The sequence below is a fragment of the Embleya scabrispora genome (genome assembly GCF_002024165.1).
Classification (GTDB): Bacteria; Actinomycetota; Actinomycetes; order Streptomycetales; family Streptomycetaceae; genus Embleya; species Embleya scabrispora_A.
In genome coordinates this window covers 484,912-502,112 of sequence record NZ_MWQN01000001.1, presented here as the reverse complement: position 1 = coordinate 502,112, position 17,201 = coordinate 484,912, and the positions used below count along the sequence as shown (strand labels likewise).

Genomic DNA, 17,201 nt, shown 5'->3' with positions numbered 1-17,201 from the left:
CGTCTTACACTGCCGTCATGCCCCAGAACGCGCGGCAACGCAACGCAGCCCAAGCCCGAGAGATCCGGGCCGTGGACCTGCGCGTGCTCGGCCGCTCGTACGAGGCCATCGCCGACGAGCTGGGCTACTACGACGCGTCCGGCGCGAAGAAGGCCGTCGACCGGGCCCTGGTCCGCCGGGCCGCCGAACAGCAGGACGACCGGGCCATGCTCCGCCAGCGCGAGCTGGACCTGATCGACCACTGCATCCGCGGGCTAGCGGCCGGCATCCACTCCGGGGTGCCGCGGGCAATCGAGGTCGCACTGAAGGCGAGCGAGCGCCGTGCCCGTCTCCTCGGCCTGGACGAGCCCGTGCGAGCCGACGTGAGGGTGACCGACGAGCTGACCGCCCAGGTGATGCAGCTCGCGGACGAACTCGCCGAGCAGGCCGACCAGGCCGCCGCCGAGCGGGACACGTGACCCGCGCCGCCCTGCTCGACCGCGTCGCCGCGCTCCCGCCCGCCGCGCTGGCGCTGCTGCGCGACGAACTCGCCGCCCGACTGTGGGCCCGACGCTGGGACTCCTGGACCCCCTACCCGTGGCAGGTCCCGCCCGCCGAGATCGAGACCCACGGCATGTGGCTCATGATGGGCGGACGAGGCACCGGCAAGACGGACGGCTGCGCCCGCTACATGGTCGAGCACGTCAACGGCCCACCGTGCGACCGGCGCATCCCCGGCGGCCACCGGATGGCGATCGTCGCGCCGACCCAGGGCGACGCCGTCGAGGCATGCGTGAACGGCCCGAGCGGACTGCGCGCCCACGACCCGCGGGTCGTCCTGCGGACCACCACCGGCGGCACACACGTCCGCTGGCCGAGCGGCGCCGAAGCCAAGGTGTTCGGCGCGCACGGCCCGGACGACGTCGAGCGGCTGCGGGCCGGCGGCAACCGCTGCCTGGTGTGGATGGAGGAGGCAGCGGCCATGCGGCGGTTGGCCGAGGCGCTCACCCACTCGGCCATGGGCCTGCGCATCGGCCCGAACCCGCACTACATCGCCAGCACGACACCCAAGCCCCGGAGCGAGATCCGCGACCTGATCGCCCGGCCGGATGTGATCCAGACCCGAGGCCGCACCCGCGACGCCCACCACCTGCCCCAGGTCATGCGGGACAAGCTGATCGCGCGGTACGCCGGCACCCGCATGGAGGCCCAGGAACTCGACGGCCTGGTCCTCGACACCGTCGAGGGCGCGCTGTGGTCGTGGGACCTGCTCGACCTCACCCGGGTGGCCGCCGCACCGCCGCTCGCGCGGGTATGCGTGGCGATCGACCCGGCGACCAGCAACACCCCCGAGTCGGACCTGACCGGCATCGTGGTGGCTGGCACCGCCCGCGTGCGCACCCCCGACACGACCGGGCACCTGCGCGCGCACGGCTACGTCCTCGACGACCTGTCCGGCCGGTACTCGCCGACCGACTGGGCCCGGCGGGCGGTCGACGCCTACCACCTGCACCGCGCCGACTGCATCGTCGCCGAGGTCAACCAGGGCGGCGACATGGTCGCCTCGACGATCCGGCAGGTCGACCGCACCGTCCCGGTCCGCGTGGTCCACGCCACCCGCGGCAAGCTCACCCGCGCCGAACCGGTGTCCGCGCTGTTCGAGCAGCAGGCCGTGCACCTGGTCTCGTCGCTGCCCGATCTGGAGGACCAGCTCACCACCTGGGTCCCGGGCGAGACCGACAGCCCCGACCGGCTCGACGCCCTGGTGTGGGCGATCACCCACCTGATGATCCGCGCCGTCGGCAACGTCGCCGCCGTCGCATAGGAGGTACGCCCGTGGGACTCGCCACCGTCCTGACCGCCGCCGCCCGCACCGCCGGCGCGGTGGTCGCCACGTTCGCCGACGCCGCCCGAGCCGGACGCGCCGACCAGGCCCCGCCCGAGCAGCGCGCCATGAGCGGCATGACGTACAGCCCGAGCGCGACGTACCTGTCCGGCGGCGCGTCCATGCTGGCGCTCGACGCCGAGACCCGCGGGTACGCCGCCAGCGCAGTCGCCTACCGCTGCATCGAAGCCATCGCCAGCAACGGCGCCAGCGTCGACCTCCAGGTCACCCGCCCCGACGGCGGCGTGATCGAAGGGCACTGGTGCAGCGAGCTGTTCAACAAGCGGCCGAACCCAACCATGAGCGCGGTCATGCTCAAGTACCTGCTGCTCGGACAGCTCGAACTCGGCGGCCAAACCTTCGCGTTCCTCGACCGCGGGGAGACCGGCCTCGGTGACCCGGGCGCGATGCACCTCCTGTTCGGCCAGGTACAGCCGGTGGTTGACCGGGCCTCCAGCGACCGGCCCACCCCGGCCGACGTGGTCGGGTTCATCGCGACGTCGCCGAGTGGCGAGCGCGTGCCGCTGCTGCCGGACGAGGTGTTGTGGATCAGGTACCCGCACCCGTTCCGCCCGCTGGAGGCGCTGGCCCCGTGGCGGGCCGCGATGCACGCGGTCGAGATGGACGCGCACGCCCGCGAGTGGCAGTCCTCGTCGTACCGCAACGGGGCGCGTCCGGGCGGCGTGATCTACCTCGGCGACATGGACGAGGACACCCACAACAAGACCGTCGCGGCGTTCCGCGCCGGCGTCGAGGGCCCGCGCAACGCCGGCAAGCACCTGCTCGTCAGCACGCCGCCCGGCGGCGGCGAGGGCAACCGGCCCGAGTACCTGCAGCTGGGGCTGTCGCCCGCCGAGATGGACTACCTGGAATCGCGCGGCGCCAACGCCCAGGAGGTGATGTTGGCGTTCGGTGTCCCAAAGGACTACCTGCTTGGCGGGGCAACCTACGAGAACCGGACCGCCAGCAAGAGCACTCTCTGGTCCGACACGATCCTGCCGAAGTTGACGGTCATCGCCAGCGAGATCGACCGCGTCCTGCTGCCGTCCGACAGCGAGGACGCCGGTTGGAACCTCGCCGCTGTCGACGCGCTGCAGGACTCGCAGGACAGCGTGGCCAACCGGGTGCGGGCGCACACCTACGCCGACATCATGATGATCGACGAGGCCCGGGCGGAGGTCGGCCTTGACCCGCTGCCGGGCGGTCAGGGCGCGATGACGCTGACGCCGTACCGCGCCCAGTTCGCGGCCGAGGCCGGGCCCGCCGCCGCCGGCGGTGACCGCGCATGGGACGCCGTGTGGCTGCATCGCCAACTGCCGACAGCGCCGGCGCCCGCTGTCGCCAGCGTGCCGCCAGTCGCCGCCATCGCCACCCGCCGCCAGCCGACAGCCGCCGACATCCTGGCGGCATACGACGACCTGGAGGCGATCGGCGAGGCAGCCGTCCGGCGGCTCGCGCGCGAGCAACGCGAGATCGTGCTCCGGGACTTCGACCGGTTGATGAGCAAGCCCCAGCGGTCGGCGGCGTGGCTCGACGAGATCCGCACCGCGGCGGTCACGCTCGCCCGGGAGGGCGCGCTGACCCTGGAGGTACCCGACGACGAGTCCACCGACCCGCGTTGCTCGACCGCGTTGGAGGTGATCCGGTGGTCGACCGAGGGCGCCGAGTGGGACGACTACGACGTCCGGATCAAGATCGCCGAGATCTTCGACGCGAAGCGGTGGAAGCGCCGGACCGGCGAGCTGTTCCGCCGCTGGTTCAAGCGGACCGTCGAGGAAGCCGTCCAGGGCATCGACCCGGCGGCCGACCTCGTCGAGGACGACCCGGTGATCGTCGAGATGGACCGCCGGCTCGGCATCCTCGCCGAGCGGGTCACGCACACGACCCGCCAGATCCTGGAGGCCCGGCTCCTGCAACACGGCGTGGCCGAGGGCGAGTCCATCCCCGAGCTGCGCGCCCGGATCCAGCAGGTGTTCACCGACCTGGAGGACTGGCGCGCGAACAGGGTGGCGAGGACCGAGACCGTCGGCGGGTACTCGGCCGCCGCGCTCCAGGCCGCCCGCGCCAACGGCGCCACCCACAAGGTGTGGCACGCCACCAACGACCAGCGCACCCGTCCCAGCCACCGGGCCGCCAGCGGCAGCCGCGCGGAGATCGACGCCCGGTTCAGGCTGACCCAGTGCCAGCACCCGGCCGACCCGCACGGACCGCCGAACCAGTCGATCCAGTGCAGGTGTTACCTCTCGTTCGAGTTCGAGCCCACGGAGGACTCATGACCACCCTGTTGCGCGGCGAGGTCCGCACCGTTTTGCAGGCCGCCGGGCCGCGGCAGGTGCGCGGCTTGGCCCTGCCGGTCGGCGTGCCCCTGCACGAAGCCCGCCGCGGCCCGCACGACGGCGCACGCGGCGCCACCCGCGTGACTTCCGACGGCAGCCCGCCGCCCGTGCTGACGTTTGAGGGCGGGCAGATCGTCTACCAGCTCGACCAGGTCGCCGAGCACGGGACCGGCCGCCGCCGGGTCAGGGTCGCCACGTACCGGTACGCGCCGCTCCTGTCGCCCATGCACCCGCGACTGATGCAGGTCGTCGCCGAGGAGCGAGCCAAGCACGCACTCGGCCAGCGCACGGCGTGAGCACGCGTGTCCACTGCCGCCGGTGCGGCCGGGGCTACCCGGTCCGCGTCGCGGTCCACATCCGAACGAGAGGGTCAGCATCGTGATCGAGTACCGCACCGTCGAGGTCATCGAGTCCCGCATCGACGACGGCGAGGACGGCACATTCGAAGGCTGGGGCTGCCGGTTCGGCGTGGTCGACAGCTACGGCACCACGTTCCACCCGAAGGCATTCCGCAAAGGCGGGCTCAAGGCTCGCGACTCGTTCGCCCTGCTGTTCATGCACGACCCGTACACGCCGCTCGGCACGTTCCGCGCGGAGGAGCGTGACGACGTCGGCCTCTGGATCGGCGGCCGGTACGACGACACCCCCGACGGAGCGACCGGCCGCACCCGCGCCCGGTCCGGCTCGGCCGCCGAACTGTCCGTAGGGTTCGTGCGGACCGACCTGCCACCCGTCGACAAGCTGGTCGAGATGAGCGAGGAAGCCTACCGAGACGTGATGGACAACATCCGCGGCGCCCGGCTGGTCGAGGTGTCCCAGATCACCGCCCGCATGGCGTCGGTGCCCGGCAGCAAGCTCACGACGGTGCGGTCCGCGCTGGATGATCTGTACGGCGCCGACGACACACCCGACCTGCTGGCGGTCGAGGCCGAGCGCGCACGCCGCACCGGCGCACAGGTGCCCAGTCGGCGGCGGGAGTTGCTCGCCGCGCGGGCTCGGCTGACCATGGCGGTGCCTCTCGGCTGACCTGCCTGCGGCGTTCCCGCTGGACAGGTCGACGATCACAGACTTACGGTGTATGGCACCGGATGCCCGCCGGTCGTCAACAAAGGGGCGCACCACCCGCCGGCCTCCCTCCGGCCGTGAACAACGGGGACTCGTCACCGCGCACGCGTCATCGCTGCGCTACCGACCCGTTCACGCCGGAGGCCACCCGTGCCCACCCTCACCCTGACCGAGCGCCGCGCGGCGCTGCTCGCCCAGCTCGACGACCCGGAGTTCGACGGCGACGTCGACCGCCTGATCGCCGAGGCCGACGAAATCGCCGGGCAGATCCAGCAGACCAACGAGCGCGCCGCGGCTCGGAGTCGGCTCCTCACCCAGGCTCCGCCCGAGCCGCAGCGGCCGACCGGCCCGCAGCCCGGCGCGGTCCAGGGCGCCCCGCAGGTCGACAGCGCGCGGGCTCTCTCCATCGGCCGCCGGTTCCTCCAGTCCGAAGCCCTCGCGCAGTACCGCGCCGCCGGCATGTCCGGCACCACGCGGTACGACATCCCCGACTTCGACCACCGCGCGGCACCCGCCGGCACGATCGTCACCGGGACCTACCCGTCGCAGACCCAGCGCGTCCCGGGCGTCCTGACCGCGCAGCCCGATCTGCCGCTGCTCGTCGCCGACCTGCTCGACCGGCAGACGTCGACCGGCCAGACCCTGGAGTACGTGAGGGACATCTCCGGCCCGGCGACCGCGCCGGCCGGCGGATGGAACGCGGCGGCGGTCGTGCCCGAGGGCAACGACAAGCCTCAGTCGGATTTCGCGTTCGAGCTGGTCTCCACGTCGATGAAGACCCTGGCGCACTGGGTCGCGATCACGCGGCAGGCCGCCGACGACGAGGGCCAGTTGCAGGGCTACATCGAAGGCCGGCTGAGCTACGGCCTGCGGTACAAAGAAGACAGGGAGATCCTCACCGGCAACGGCACCACGCAGATGCAGGGGATCACCACGACCTCCGGTATCGGCACCTACACCGCGGCCGCATCCGAGTCGAAGCTGATCAGCATCCGCCGCGCGCGCACCGTCGCCGAGCTGGCGATGTATCCGCCGGACGGTGTCGTGATGCACCCGTCCGACTGGGAGGACGTGGAGCTCGACGAGGACGGCACCGGGCAGTTCCGGGTGGTGGCGAACATTCAGGGTCTGGCGCCCGCGCGGCTGTGGGGCCTCGCCGTGGTGAGCACCGTGGCGATGACCGCCGGGACCTTCCTGGTCGGTGGGTTCCGTATGGGCGCCACCCTCTGGGAGCGGCAGGGGATCACCATCCTCATGACCGACTCCCACGCCAGCCTGTTCATCGCGAACACCCTCGTTGTGCTGGCCGAGATGCGCGCGAACGTCGCCGTGCACACCCCGCGGGCGTTCGTGCTCGGCACGTTCGCGGCCTGACCAGGGAGCGTCATGCAGCCCATCAACGTCACATTCGACCCTGCCGCCGCCGACCCGGGTACACCCGCCCTGGTCCTGCGCGGCAACGTCGCCGCCGCTGTCCCGGCCGCCGCGCTGATGACCGGCGCCAAGCCGACGATCAACAACAGCGCGACGTTCGCCGACCTCGCAGCGGCGACCACCGCGTACAACGCACTGCTCGCCGCGCTGCGGACCCGCGGCGTCATCGGGGGTGCCTGATGGCCCGGCAGCCCAGAACCCGCGCGGCCGACGCCGACATGCCGCACCAGGCGATCCGGCCGCAGGAGTACGCCCGCGGCGTCGGCTGGGAGGTCGGCGACCGCGCGCCGAGCAACGCGTACCGGGCGACCGACACCGACGGCGTGCCGGTCGGGCCGGTGCTGTACGAGGCGCCGGCCGGCCGAGGCACGCTCATCGTTGCCGAGGGCGCGCAGATCAGCCCGCACGCGGCGCGGCTGTTGGACGTCCCGCCGGACGACGACACCGAGCCGGCCGAGGACTGACGTGTACTGCACCGTCGACCAGGCCCGAGCCGCCGGCGCCACCGGTAGCGACGCCGAGGTGATCGCCGCCATCACCGCGGCCGCCGACCGGGTCGACCGCCATACGCGGGAGTGGTGGGAGACCCGGTCGGCGACGGTCGCCGCGTCGGTGCTGGCCGATGGCCTGACCCTGCTGCCGCGCCGGGTGCAGACGGTCACCGCAGTGGTCGCGCTGCTCGACCACACGCCGGACACGCCGATCCCGGCGACCGCGTACCGGGTCACCTCGTCGGCGGTCCTCGGGCATGTCGACGCGCTGCACCTCGGGTGCGGTGCGCACGGCGGCTGGGACGACCTGGTCGCGGGCGCCGAATCGTGGAACGGCGGGTGGGCCGGACTGCTCGGCAGGTGGTCGGCCGAGCGGGTCGAGGTGACCGGCACGTGGGGCTGGGTGTCGCCGCCGTCGGCGGTCGCCGAGGCTACGGCGCTGGTCGCGGCGTGGATCCAGCAGCAGGCACGGACTGGTCAGGTCGACCCGGAGGCGCCCGCCGGATCGCCGGGCCTGGACGTGGACGACGAGGGCAACAACGTGCGGATCACAGCGGCCAAACCCAGCACCGAGGACGGCGACGCCCCAGGTCTCCGGCCGCCCACCGGCAGCCCGGCGGCCGACGCTCTGCTGCGTCCGTACCTGCGGTCCGGCCCTCGACTGGAAGGGGTGTGACGTGCCCGGCATGAGCATGAATTTCCAGATTGACGGCCGCGCGTACGAGCGTGGCCTACGTCGGTGGATCGGCCGCATCTCCGACGGCGCCCGCGACGCAATGACCCGGACCGGCACGCGGATGGTCTCCGAGGCACAGGAGTTGTGCCCGGTTGACACAGGCCGGCTGCGGTCCTCTATCCGGCACTCGGTGTCCGGATCGCGCCGGTCGTGGACTGTGACGATCGGTACGAACGTGAACTACGCGGCTCACGTCGAATTCGGGACGAGGCCGCACGTCATCAGGCCCAAGAACAAGAAGGCGCTGTTCTGGCCGGGCGCGCTGCACCCGGTCGCGGTCGTGCACCACCCCGGGACCAAACCGCAGCCGTTTATGCGGCCGGCGATCGCCCGCGCGCCTGCGATCTGGGCGGAAGAGGCACCGAGGGCGGCGAGAGGCTGATGGCGGCGACCACGGCCGGGGCGATCAAGGCGCACGTCGAGGCACTCGGTCTCAGCCTGCCCATGTTCCGGGACGGCCCCCGCCCTGGACAACCCCTGCCGTACGGAGTCGTGACCGAGGGCATCTCGATCGCCCAACCCCTGTCCAGTCGCGGTGACTTCGGGGACCCGGATGCGGAGGTCGTCGTGACCGAGCAGGTACAGGTCGACCTGATCCAGCAGGCCCGGGACAGTGCCGGCCGCAACACGGAGCGGTACGACCTGCCCGGACTGCTCTACCGAGGGCTGCACGGCGCGCAGCTGACGCAGGCACCCGGCCACGTGTACGGCGTCCGAGTTCTCTCCATGGGCCGGGATCCGATCGTCGACAACGTGGTCCGCCACGTGTTGCAACTCCAGCTCGACCGCGACCTGCTGCCCGCCACCTGACCCGAACGACAAGGACGTGACATGCCCATCTCCCGAGTGACCAAGCTGTTCGCGGTCAGGGACGCAAAGGTGTTCCCCCTGCTCGACGACCCGGCCGGCGGCACGCCGTCCTACGGGGCCGGCGTTGACGTACCCGGGATCAAGTCGATGGAGATCTCCGGCGACGTCGAAACGAAGGAACTCCGCGGCGACAACCAACTCCTGGACGCGGACTCGGTGTTCACGAACGTGTCCGTCTCGTTCCCCCACGCGAAGCTCTCCCTGGACGTGCTCACCGTCATCGCCAGCGGCGCAGTCACGGACTCGGGTACGGGCTCGACCGAGGCGTCCGAGTGGACTCTGACCGGCGACTCGAAGCCGCCGGCTTTCAAGATCGAGGGCGTCACGCCCGCGTCGGGCGGCGACATCATCGGCGGCGACGTCCACTTCACCGCGTGGAAGTGCATCCTCTCCAAGTTCCCCGGGTTGGGGTTGGCCGAGGAGGACTACCGCACGATCGAGAACGAGGCACGCGCGGTACCGCTCATCTCGACCAATAAGCAGCTGAGCGCCCGCATCAACAAGACCGCCACGGCGATCGTCACCACCCCAACCCCCTGACGCCCAGACCCCCAGGTCTGGAGCGTCCTGCTCCGGACCGCCCGGCAGGAGCCGAAACCCGGCCCCGACCACCTGGAGCACCGATGAGCACCCCCACCGACGGCGCCCGCATCACGGCGCTCGGCCGCACCATTCCCCTCACCGACGGGTCGACCGCCCACGTGCGGTACTCGCTCCGGTCGATGGCCCACCTGGAGGCGCGGTACGGGTCCCTCGCCCAGATGCAGGAGGTGTTCGACCAGATCCAACAGGCGTCGGCGAGCATGGACCGGCCGATGATCGCGCCCATCATCGACATCCTCGGCGCGGGTCTGCTGGACGACGGGTTCGTACCGCACGCCCGCGAGCGCGTGACGGTCGTGCGCCGCACGTCGCCGGACGGCGCGATCGAGCAGCGCGACGAACGCGAGGTCGTCGAGGTGACGTACGTGCGACAGCGCGACCGCCGCGAGCTGGCGAGCCTGTTGGACATGCACACCTTCGAGGCGGTGGCGATGCTCATGTCGGAGGCTCTGTCGGAGGCGATGCCGGCGCCCGCGGTCGCGGCGGGAGGTGCCCAGCCGAGCCCTTTGGCATCGACGCTGAACCTTCCCTCATCCCCTGGAGCGAACTTCACTACCTCGGGCTCGTCGCCTTTGGCCGATCTGATCGCGAGTTCTGGCTGCTGACGCTGGCTCAGCTGATGTCGCTGGCCGAACAGCACCGGATCGCGACCAGCACGGACCGCGGCGACCAGCCCGCCGCAGCGCCGGCCCGGCAGTACAGCAGCCCGGCGGACCTGGTGACGCTGGCGGCCGATCTCGGATGAGAGGGGGTGACCGATCGTGAACATCAACCTGCCGAACCTAGTGAGCAGCCTCCAGCTCAACACGGCCCAGTTCCAGGCCGATTTGGCCGCCGCCCGCACGGCACTGCGCAACGCCGGCGAAACCGGGAAACGCGAACTGGGCGGGCTCGCACTCGGGTTGACCAAGATCGCGGCCGGTCTCCCCGCAATCGCAGCGGCCACCACCGCGCTCGGCGGTCTCGCCGCCGGGGCGGTCGCGGCCGGGTTGGCGGCGGGCGCGTTCGGCGCGGCGATCAAGCCACAGTTCACCGAGGTCACCAAGGCGATCGACGCCGCCTCGGCTGCAGAGACCGCGCACGAGGTCGCGACCAAGAAGACGGCCGAAGCCAAAGCCCTCGCGAAGAAGGGCGGCGACGACTACAAGAAGGCGCTGTCCGAAGCGAAGTCCGCCACCGAGGCCGCGTCGGAGGCCGACGCCGCGTATCAGGCCCAGCTCGCCGGCATGCCGCCCGCGAGCCGCCAGACCGCTATTGCGCTGCGCGGACTCAAGGACGACTACACGTCGTGGTCGAAGTCGTTGGCCGGCGACACGATGCCCATCGCGACCAAGGGCATCCAGTTCATGCGCGACCTGCTGCCGTCGCTGACGCCGCTGGTTCGGGCCGCCGCCGGCGCGTTCTCCGGCATGTTCGACAAGCTCTCGGCCGGCATCAAGGGCGCCGGGTTCAAGAGCTGGATGGCGGACATGACCGCCGCCGCCGGCCCGGCGCTGACCAACTTCATCACCGTGATCGGCAACTTGGGCCGCGGGTTCATGGGCCTGCTGCAGGCGTTCTTGCCCGTGAGCGGCGGGGTGACCGGCGGCCTGGTCCGCATGACCGACGCGTTCGGCGACTGGGGCCAGAGTCTCAAGGGCAGCGAGGGGTTCGCCCGGTTCCTGGCGACTGCGCGCGACGGCGCCGGGATGTTGGGGAACCTGGGCCGCGCTCTGGTGGCGCTGTTGGTTGCGCTCGCCCCGCTGTTCAACACCACGGCCTTGCTCGCCGATGCGTTCGCGCGGCTGATCGTGGCGATCCCGACGCCGGTCCTGACCGCTATTGCGGCGGTGCTCACGACCATCGGCGTCGGGATGAAACTGTGGGGCATCTACACCGCAATCGCCGCTACCGCGACCGCCACGTGGACCGCGATCCAGGCTGTGTTCAACGTGGTGATGGGCGCCAACCCCATTGTGCTGGTCACGCTGGCGATCATCGCCCTGGTCGCTGCGGTCGTCATCGCGTACCGCGAGTCCGAGACGTTCCGCGAGATCGTCCAGGCCGTGTGGGCGTGGGTGCAGTCCGCGATCTCGACTTCGGTCGACGCGATCAAAGCCTCGATCAACTGGTTCGCCGGGCTGCCGGGCCTGGTCGGCGGCTGGTTCGGCGAGATGAAGGACGCCGCGATCGGCAAGGCGATCGAGCTGACCCTGTGGCTGTCCGGCCTGCCCGGTCGGGCGGGTGACGCCCTGTCCGACCTGGGCTCGTCGCTGGCCGGCCGGGCGCGCGACGGGTTCCAGTCGATGAAGGACGCCGCATCCGACAAGGTCGGCGACCTGATCTCGTGGACCGGCGGCATCCCGGGGCGGATCGTCGGCGCGCTCGGCGACACCGGCCGGATGCTGTACAACGCGGGGGCGTCGATCGTGCAGGGCCTGATTGACGGCCTCAAGTCGAAGGCGCAGTCGATGGTCGACAGCGTCGGCGGGATCCTGTCCAAGGCCCGCAATCTGTTCCCGAGTTCGCCCGCGAAGGAAGGTCCGTTCTCCGGCCGGGGCTGGACGACGTACTCGGGTGAGGCGATCATGACCGGCCTCGCAGCGGGGATGCGCGCGGGAGCGCCAGCGGTGCGGGCCGCCGCGTCGGCGGCGCTGGCCGGTGCGCAGGGCGCGATGTCCGGGCTGAACGTCGCGGCGGCGGTGCCGTCGGCGGCCTCGCTCACGTCGGCGTACGCGGGCAGCGCGGCCCCGGCCCGGACGATCGCGCCAACCATCAACCTCTACGGGTCGGACGCCACCGTCGGCGGGATCTCGCGCGAGCTGGCGTGGGCCGGAAAGGTCGGCTGACCCGATGTTCGATCAGCAGCGCATCGGCCGCATCACCTGGGGCGGGCTCCAGTTCGGACCCGGGTCGAGGTATCACGTGACCGAGGTAGCCGGTGTCGACGACCTGCCGGCGCTCCGCCTGCAGGACGTCGCGCGGGTCGGCGACCACGGCGACTACCTCGGCACCGACTATGCCGAGCCGCGGCACCCGACGCTGTCCCTCGGCCTGCGGGGCGACGACCCGGACGGGCTCCGCGGCCTGGTCCAGGCGCTCAAGCGGGCGACGGGTGTTGGCGCTACCGGGCCGCTGGTGTTCGTCGACTGGGGTGTCCAGGTGACCGCCCGGCTGCGGCGCCGCTCGATCCCGTATGAGGCCGGGGCGCTGTGGCGGATCGGTACGGCCGCGCTGGAGTGGGTGTGTCCGGACCCGCGTGTGTACGACGTGGTCGAGCAGTCCGCGAGCACGGGGCTGCCGGTGAACGAGCCGGGCATCGACTGGGGGTCGTCACCGGAGGGCCTGGATTGGGGCACCGCGCCGGAGGGCCTGGACTGGGGGGCGGCCGGGTCGACCGGCGGCATCTCGGTGGCCAACAGCGGCGACGCCGCGACGCATCCGACGATCGAGTTCGCCGGCCCGGTCGCCCGGCCGAGCCTGACGAACCTCGCGACCGGTGACGTCCTGGAGTACGACCTCCTGCTCGCGGCCGGTGACGTCCTGGTCGTCGACACGGCGGCCGGGACGGTGCGCCTCGGTGGGCAGGACCGGCTGTACACGATCACCGCGCGGAGCGTGCCGGAGTCCGCGTTCACGCTGCCGCCCGGCACATCAGACCTTGCCTTCAGGGGCGACGACTCCGGCCCGACCGGCGGCACCGTGACGGTGCGCTGGCGATCGGCCATGTGGTGAGAGGACAGAGATCGTGACAGTCGTAGCCGCATGGCTGACCAACAGGGGCGACGCTGCCGGCGGGCAGACCCGCGCCGCCACCCGTCTCACGCCGATTGGCACCTGGTGGCCGACGGCCGAACTCACCTCGCGGTCCGGCCTGATCCCGGGCGGGTCCCCGTGCCTGGTGACCGGCACGGGCATGACGGCGTCGGTCGCGGTCGGCCGGGCGATCCTCCAGGGGTCGGCGGCGGCCGGCGCGTACGCGGTAGCGGTGACGGCGGCCGAGCCGGTGACGATCCCCAACGGCGACGCGGCCAACCCGCGTCGGGACCTGATCGGTATCCGCGTCTACAACAACCCGATCGACGCGTCGGGGCAGACGATCGCGAAGGTCGAGCGTCTGGCGGGTACCCCGGCGCCGTCGCCGGTCGACCCGACGCCGCCGGTCGGCGCGGTGTGGCTGCCGCTGGCGCGGGTGTTGGTGCCGGCTGGGGCGAGCGCGGGCAGCCCGATCAACTGGGGTACAGCGGTCACCGATCTGAGGGTGTACACGATTGCTGCCGGTGGTGTCCTGCCGGTCGACGCGGGCAATGCCGCCGGGTCCTACGTGGGCCAGGTGCGGATTGTGTCCGGCCGCCTGGTCCAGTGGGACGGCACCGCCTGGTCGGAGTTCTCGTTGCCGTCGACGATCTCGCCGAGCACCTGGGGGGCGTGGACGCAGAGCACGCCGACGTGGCAGGCCGACGGCGCGGCGTGCACCATCGGCAACGGCACGCTGTACCAGCGGTGGTGCCGGATCGGGCGCCTGATCCAGGTCCGAGTCAGGCTGAAGTTCGGCTCGACCACCAGCTCGGGCTCGACGAACTCGCAGTGGACGTGGTCCATTCCGGTGCCCGCCGCGACGACGCCGGACAGCGCCGAGTACGCGGCCGGCTCAGCCGGCGCGATCCGGAGCGGGGCCGCGTATTACGGCGGCACCGTGTTGCTGAACCCCGCGACGAGCAAGGTGTCCGTGATCGAGGGGGGCAGCGGCTTCAACTGGGGGACCACGCTCAACACGCCGTTCCCGAGCACCACGCCCGGCACGACGGACAGCCTGTGGCTGTCGTACGCCTACGAGGCCGCGTCGTGACGCCGTACCGCGTGCTGTTCTGCGACCTCCGCAGCGACCAGCTGCTCGACGTGCTGCCGCTGACCAACCTCGCGTGGGACGACTGGATCGGCAAAACGGGGACTCTGCGCGGGACCATCCCGGTGGTCGATGCGGACATGGCGGCGCGTGCGTCTCGGATGCTGCCGGCCCGGACCGCGGTGTGGCTGGAGCGGGACCGGGTGATCGAGTGGGGCGGGATCATGTGGACGCGGGTCCGCGCGCGGGACAGCGGTGGCGCGTCGATGGCGATCCAGTGCGCCGGCTGGGAGAGCTACCTCGACCACCGGATCCTGTTCTCCACGTGGGAGACCGGGCCGGGCGGCGTGGATCAGCTCGACATCGCCCGCCAGCTCGTCGACATCGCCCAGGCCGAGACGGGCGGGGACATCGGGATCCGCCTCGACTGGTCCCAGACGTCCGGGGTGGTGCGTGATCGGACGTACAGCCGGTACGACCTCCCCAAAGTGCGGACGCTGCTCGACCAACTCTCGAACGTGATCGACGGGTTCGAGTGGCGAATCGGCAGCTACCGGGACGGCGACGGCAGCCGCGCCAAAGCGCTGGTGCTCGGCCACCCCAGGATCAGCGCGGGGTCGACGGACGTGGTCCTCGACTACCCGGGCGTGATCACCGACTACGCGCTGCCGGAGGACGGCACCACCGAGGCGAACAGGTGGCAGAGCCGCGGCGCGGCGACCAACCGCAACCAGGCTGAGGCGTCGACTCCGCTGATGTCGTCGCTGATGACCTATCCCGACCGGGTGGCCGACGGGTGGCCGCTGCTCGACGGCTCGTCGGACCACTCGACCGTCGAGACGCTCGACGTCCTCGACTCGCACGCCGCCGCCGACATCGCCCGGGCCCGGGAGCCGGAGGTCATCCCGGAGGTGACGATCTCGCTCGCTGCTCGGGCTCTGCCGCCGCTCGGGTCGTGGGTGCGGATCCGGATCCGGGACGTGTGGCCGGACGTGATGACCGTGCGGCACCGCGTCGTCGGTGTGTCCGTGTCGACCAGCGCGCAGGGCGCCCCCGTCACTGCGCGCCTGACCCTGGAGGCGGCCTGATGCCGGCGCTACCGCAGAACACCGAGGACAGGCTGAGGCGCATCGAGGAAGGCCTCCGCCTGCTGGCCGGCCGAGCGAACATCAGGCCGGCGTTGGACGAGATCCTGGCCGGCCGGGTCCGGATCGGCGAGGGCGGCACGCTGTGGGTGGAGGCACCCAGCGGCGAGCCCGTATTGGCCACGGGCCTGTATGCGGCCGGCAAATACGGCGTGTATGCGGGCCGATCCGACGGCAGCGGGGCGGCCCTGGTGATCGGCGGCGAGGATGCCGAGGTCCGGCAGATGATCCGCATCTTTCCCCGGCCGGCGGGTCACGAGGCGATCGTGATGGACGACGCGTTCGATGACGGGTGGCTGGGCCGGCCGTGGATCCCGTACCCGCTGCCGACGAGCGTGTTCGCGACCGACTGGCCGTCCACTACGGGCGGTTCGTGGGGGGCGGTGTCCAGGTCGTACGCGCCCCGGCAGCACTCACACATCGTCGTGTTCGGGAGTGCCTACGCCGATGCCGGTACGACCGGCCAGATGCGACTGGTCATCAACGGCAGCCAATACGGACCCACCGTGGCGGTGCCCAGCGGCGGGTTCGGGTCGCTGGATTGGCGCGGCCCGCTCGGCGCGGGCGCCTGGGGCGATCTGCTCACGATCGAGGTCCAGTGCCAGCGCACCGGCGGCGGCGGCTCGGTGTACGCCCACCTGTCCGAACTGTACGGAGTGAACTCGTGACCACAGAGCCCGAGCCGGATATCGATCCTCGGCCGGCTGTCCCGCGCGCTGTACCGACCGCGCATCCCGATCCCCGCGCCGGCTGCGGCGCGCCACTGGACACGCCCGAGGTTCCCTCGGCGTCCGATCCCCCCGACTCCGTACTGGAGGCACCCCAATGGCCTGGTATTCCGGCGCTACGAAACGCGAGCTGCAACCCGAATCCGACTCCCAGCCCGCCATCCGCCCCACTCAACTGATCTTCCACTCGATCGCCGCGCCGTGGACCAACCAAAGGATGTACGAGTACTGGCGCGACTCGACCAACCTGGACTCGCACTTCGGCTGCCAATACGACGGCGGGCTGATGCAGTTCATCGGCACCGAGACCCGCGCCGACGCCAACGCCTCGGCGAACCGGCGAGCCGACGGCACCGGAGCAGTCAGCTGCGAGAGCGCGAGCAACCTGGAGCACACCGACCCGTGGACCGACGCCCAGATCGCGAGCCTGATCCGGCTGGGCGTCTGGCTGCACGAACGGCACGGCCTGCCGCTGCGGATCTGCCGCACCTGGGACGACCCGGGCTACGGCTACCACCGGATGTTCCCCGAGTGGTCCCTGGGCGGCACCGCCTGCCCCGGCGACGCCCGCGTGAAGCAGTTCCGCGAGGTGCTGTTCCCCGGCATCGTCGCCGCGATCGAGGGCGGCGGCATCCCTACCAGTCATGAGGAGAACGACATGCCCAGTGCCATCGACCTGTGGAGCTACCGCAACGAGGCCATGTCCGACCGCGACGTCTACCAGGTCGTCATGGACACCGACGCCACCGTGCAGCAGCTCGCCGACGCGGTCGCCGCGCTCGCGGCCGAGGTCAAGCAGCTGCGCGCGGGCGGTGCGAAGTGATGTCCGACGGCGCCCGCCGGACGATCCGTTCGACGGTGCAGTGGGTGGTCAGCGCGGCTGCCGCAGCGCCGTTGATCGTCGGCGCGTCCGGCCTGCCGGAGGCAACGCCGGGCCTCGCGCTCGGCCTGGCGGTGGCCGCCGGCCTGACCCGGGTCATGGCGCTGCCGGCGGTCGATCGGCTGCTGCCGTCGTGGCTGCGGGCGGTCGACCCGCGCGCCGACATACGGCCCGCGCTCGACCGCGACGCCTGATCGGCATGCCAGCGTGATGGAGGTACGTGC

21 protein-coding genes are annotated in these 17,201 nt (G+C 71.7%); all 21 read left to right on the top strand.

From position 1 onward, the window contains the following. Nucleotides 1-17 precede the first annotated feature (17 nt). The 21 genes from B4N89_RS02405 to B4N89_RS02310 all read left to right on the top strand — a co-directional run bounded on the left by B4N89_RS02405 (nt 18) and on the right by B4N89_RS02310 (nt 17,171). Nucleotides 18-458, top strand: a complete 441-nt coding sequence (locus tag B4N89_RS02405) for a hypothetical protein (protein ID WP_143657805.1) — start codon at nt 18-20, stop codon at nt 456-458. Continuing rightward, nucleotides 455-1,804, top strand: coding sequence for a terminase large subunit domain-containing protein (locus B4N89_RS02400; protein WP_078974212.1), 1,350 nt, complete (start codon nt 455-457; stop codon nt 1,802-1,804). Before B4N89_RS02405 ends, B4N89_RS02400 begins: the two co-directional genes overlap by 4 nt. Before the next feature lie 11 nt (nt 1,805-1,815). Continuing rightward, nucleotides 1,816-4,140, top strand: coding sequence for a phage portal protein (locus B4N89_RS02395; protein ID WP_078974211.1), 2,325 nt, complete (start codon nt 1,816-1,818; stop codon nt 4,138-4,140). Then, nucleotides 4,137-4,496 carry a hypothetical protein gene (locus B4N89_RS02390; protein WP_078974210.1) on the top strand — a complete coding sequence of 120 codons (360 nt, stop codon included), beginning with the start codon at nt 4,137-4,139 and terminating at the stop codon, nt 4,494-4,496. The genes B4N89_RS02395 and B4N89_RS02390 overlap by 4 nt, the downstream gene beginning before the upstream one ends. Nucleotides 4,497-4,578: 82 nt before the next feature. Beyond that, the gene (locus B4N89_RS02385; RefSeq protein ID WP_161500597.1) at nt 4,579-5,226 is read left to right on the top strand and encodes an HK97 family phage prohead protease; all 648 of its coding nucleotides are present in this window, start codon (nt 4,579-4,581) and stop codon (nt 5,224-5,226) included. Nucleotides 5,227-5,415: 189 nt separating this feature from the next. After that, nucleotides 5,416-6,639: a phage major capsid protein gene (locus B4N89_RS02380; RefSeq protein ID WP_201260774.1), complete on the top strand. Its 1,224-nt coding sequence runs from the start codon at nt 5,416-5,418 to the stop codon at nt 6,637-6,639. 12 nt (nt 6,640-6,651) lie between these two features. Next, nucleotides 6,652-6,879 (top strand): hypothetical protein, encoded by a 228-nt coding sequence (locus tag B4N89_RS02375; protein ID WP_078974207.1) that lies wholly within the window; start codon nt 6,652-6,654, stop codon nt 6,877-6,879. Beyond that, complete coding sequence (locus B4N89_RS02370; protein ID WP_078974206.1) at nt 6,879-7,163, top strand: hypothetical protein; 285 nt, start codon at nt 6,879-6,881, stop codon at nt 7,161-7,163. Before B4N89_RS02375 ends, B4N89_RS02370 begins: the two co-directional genes overlap by 1 nt. A gap of 1 nt (nt 7,164) precedes the next feature. Beyond that, complete coding sequence (locus tag B4N89_RS02365; protein WP_078974205.1) at nt 7,165-7,866, top strand: hypothetical protein; 702 nt, start codon at nt 7,165-7,167, stop codon at nt 7,864-7,866. Between the two features lie 10 nt (nt 7,867-7,876). Next, nucleotides 7,877-8,308, top strand: coding sequence for an HK97-gp10 family putative phage morphogenesis protein (locus B4N89_RS02360; RefSeq protein WP_078979060.1), 432 nt, complete (start codon nt 7,877-7,879; stop codon nt 8,306-8,308). Next, nucleotides 8,308-8,736 carry a hypothetical protein gene (locus B4N89_RS02355; RefSeq protein WP_078974204.1) on the top strand — a complete coding sequence of 143 codons (429 nt, stop codon included), beginning with the start codon at nt 8,308-8,310 and terminating at the stop codon, nt 8,734-8,736. The genes B4N89_RS02360 and B4N89_RS02355 overlap by 1 nt, the downstream gene beginning before the upstream one ends. A 21-nt stretch (nt 8,737-8,757) precedes the next feature. After that, nucleotides 8,758-9,336 carry a phage tail protein gene (locus tag B4N89_RS02350; RefSeq protein ID WP_078974203.1) on the top strand — a complete coding sequence of 193 codons (579 nt, stop codon included), beginning with the start codon at nt 8,758-8,760 and terminating at the stop codon, nt 9,334-9,336. 83 nt (nt 9,337-9,419) lie between these two features. After that, entirely contained in the window at nt 9,420-10,004 is a 585-nt protein-coding gene (locus B4N89_RS02345; protein ID WP_078974202.1) for a hypothetical protein, read from the top strand. Nucleotides 10,005-10,018: 14 nt separating this feature from the next. Next, a complete protein-coding gene (locus tag B4N89_RS52510; RefSeq protein ID WP_268812456.1) occupies nt 10,019-10,144 on the top strand; it encodes a hypothetical protein in 126 nt (41 codons plus the stop codon). 244 nt (nt 10,145-10,388) lie between these two features. Beyond that, nucleotides 10,389-12,227, top strand: a complete 1,839-nt coding sequence (locus tag B4N89_RS02340) for a hypothetical protein (RefSeq protein WP_161500596.1) — start codon at nt 10,389-10,391, stop codon at nt 12,225-12,227. Nucleotides 12,228-12,231: 4 nt separating this feature from the next. Next, on the top strand, nt 12,232-13,113 hold the full coding sequence (locus tag B4N89_RS02335; protein ID WP_078974200.1) for a phage distal tail protein: 882 nt from the start codon (nt 12,232-12,234) through the stop codon (nt 13,111-13,113). 13 nt (nt 13,114-13,126) lie between these two features. Next, nucleotides 13,127-14,227 carry a hypothetical protein gene (locus tag B4N89_RS02330; protein WP_078974199.1) on the top strand — a complete coding sequence of 367 codons (1,101 nt, stop codon included), beginning with the start codon at nt 13,127-13,129 and terminating at the stop codon, nt 14,225-14,227. Continuing rightward, nucleotides 14,224-15,312 (top strand): hypothetical protein, encoded by a 1,089-nt coding sequence (locus B4N89_RS02325; RefSeq protein WP_078974198.1) that lies wholly within the window; start codon nt 14,224-14,226, stop codon nt 15,310-15,312. The genes B4N89_RS02330 and B4N89_RS02325 overlap by 4 nt, the downstream gene beginning before the upstream one ends. Then, nucleotides 15,312-16,037: a hypothetical protein gene (locus B4N89_RS02320; protein WP_078974197.1), complete on the top strand. Its 726-nt coding sequence runs from the start codon at nt 15,312-15,314 to the stop codon at nt 16,035-16,037. Before B4N89_RS02325 ends, B4N89_RS02320 begins: the two co-directional genes overlap by 1 nt. A gap of 157 nt (nt 16,038-16,194) precedes the next feature. Then, nucleotides 16,195-16,920, top strand: a complete 726-nt coding sequence (locus B4N89_RS02315; RefSeq protein ID WP_078974196.1) for a peptidoglycan recognition protein family protein — start codon at nt 16,195-16,197, stop codon at nt 16,918-16,920. Next, nucleotides 16,920-17,171 carry a hypothetical protein gene (locus B4N89_RS02310; RefSeq protein ID WP_078974195.1) on the top strand — a complete coding sequence of 84 codons (252 nt, stop codon included), beginning with the start codon at nt 16,920-16,922 and terminating at the stop codon, nt 17,169-17,171. The genes B4N89_RS02315 and B4N89_RS02310 overlap by 1 nt, the downstream gene beginning before the upstream one ends. Nucleotides 17,172-17,201: the final 30 nt, after the last annotated feature.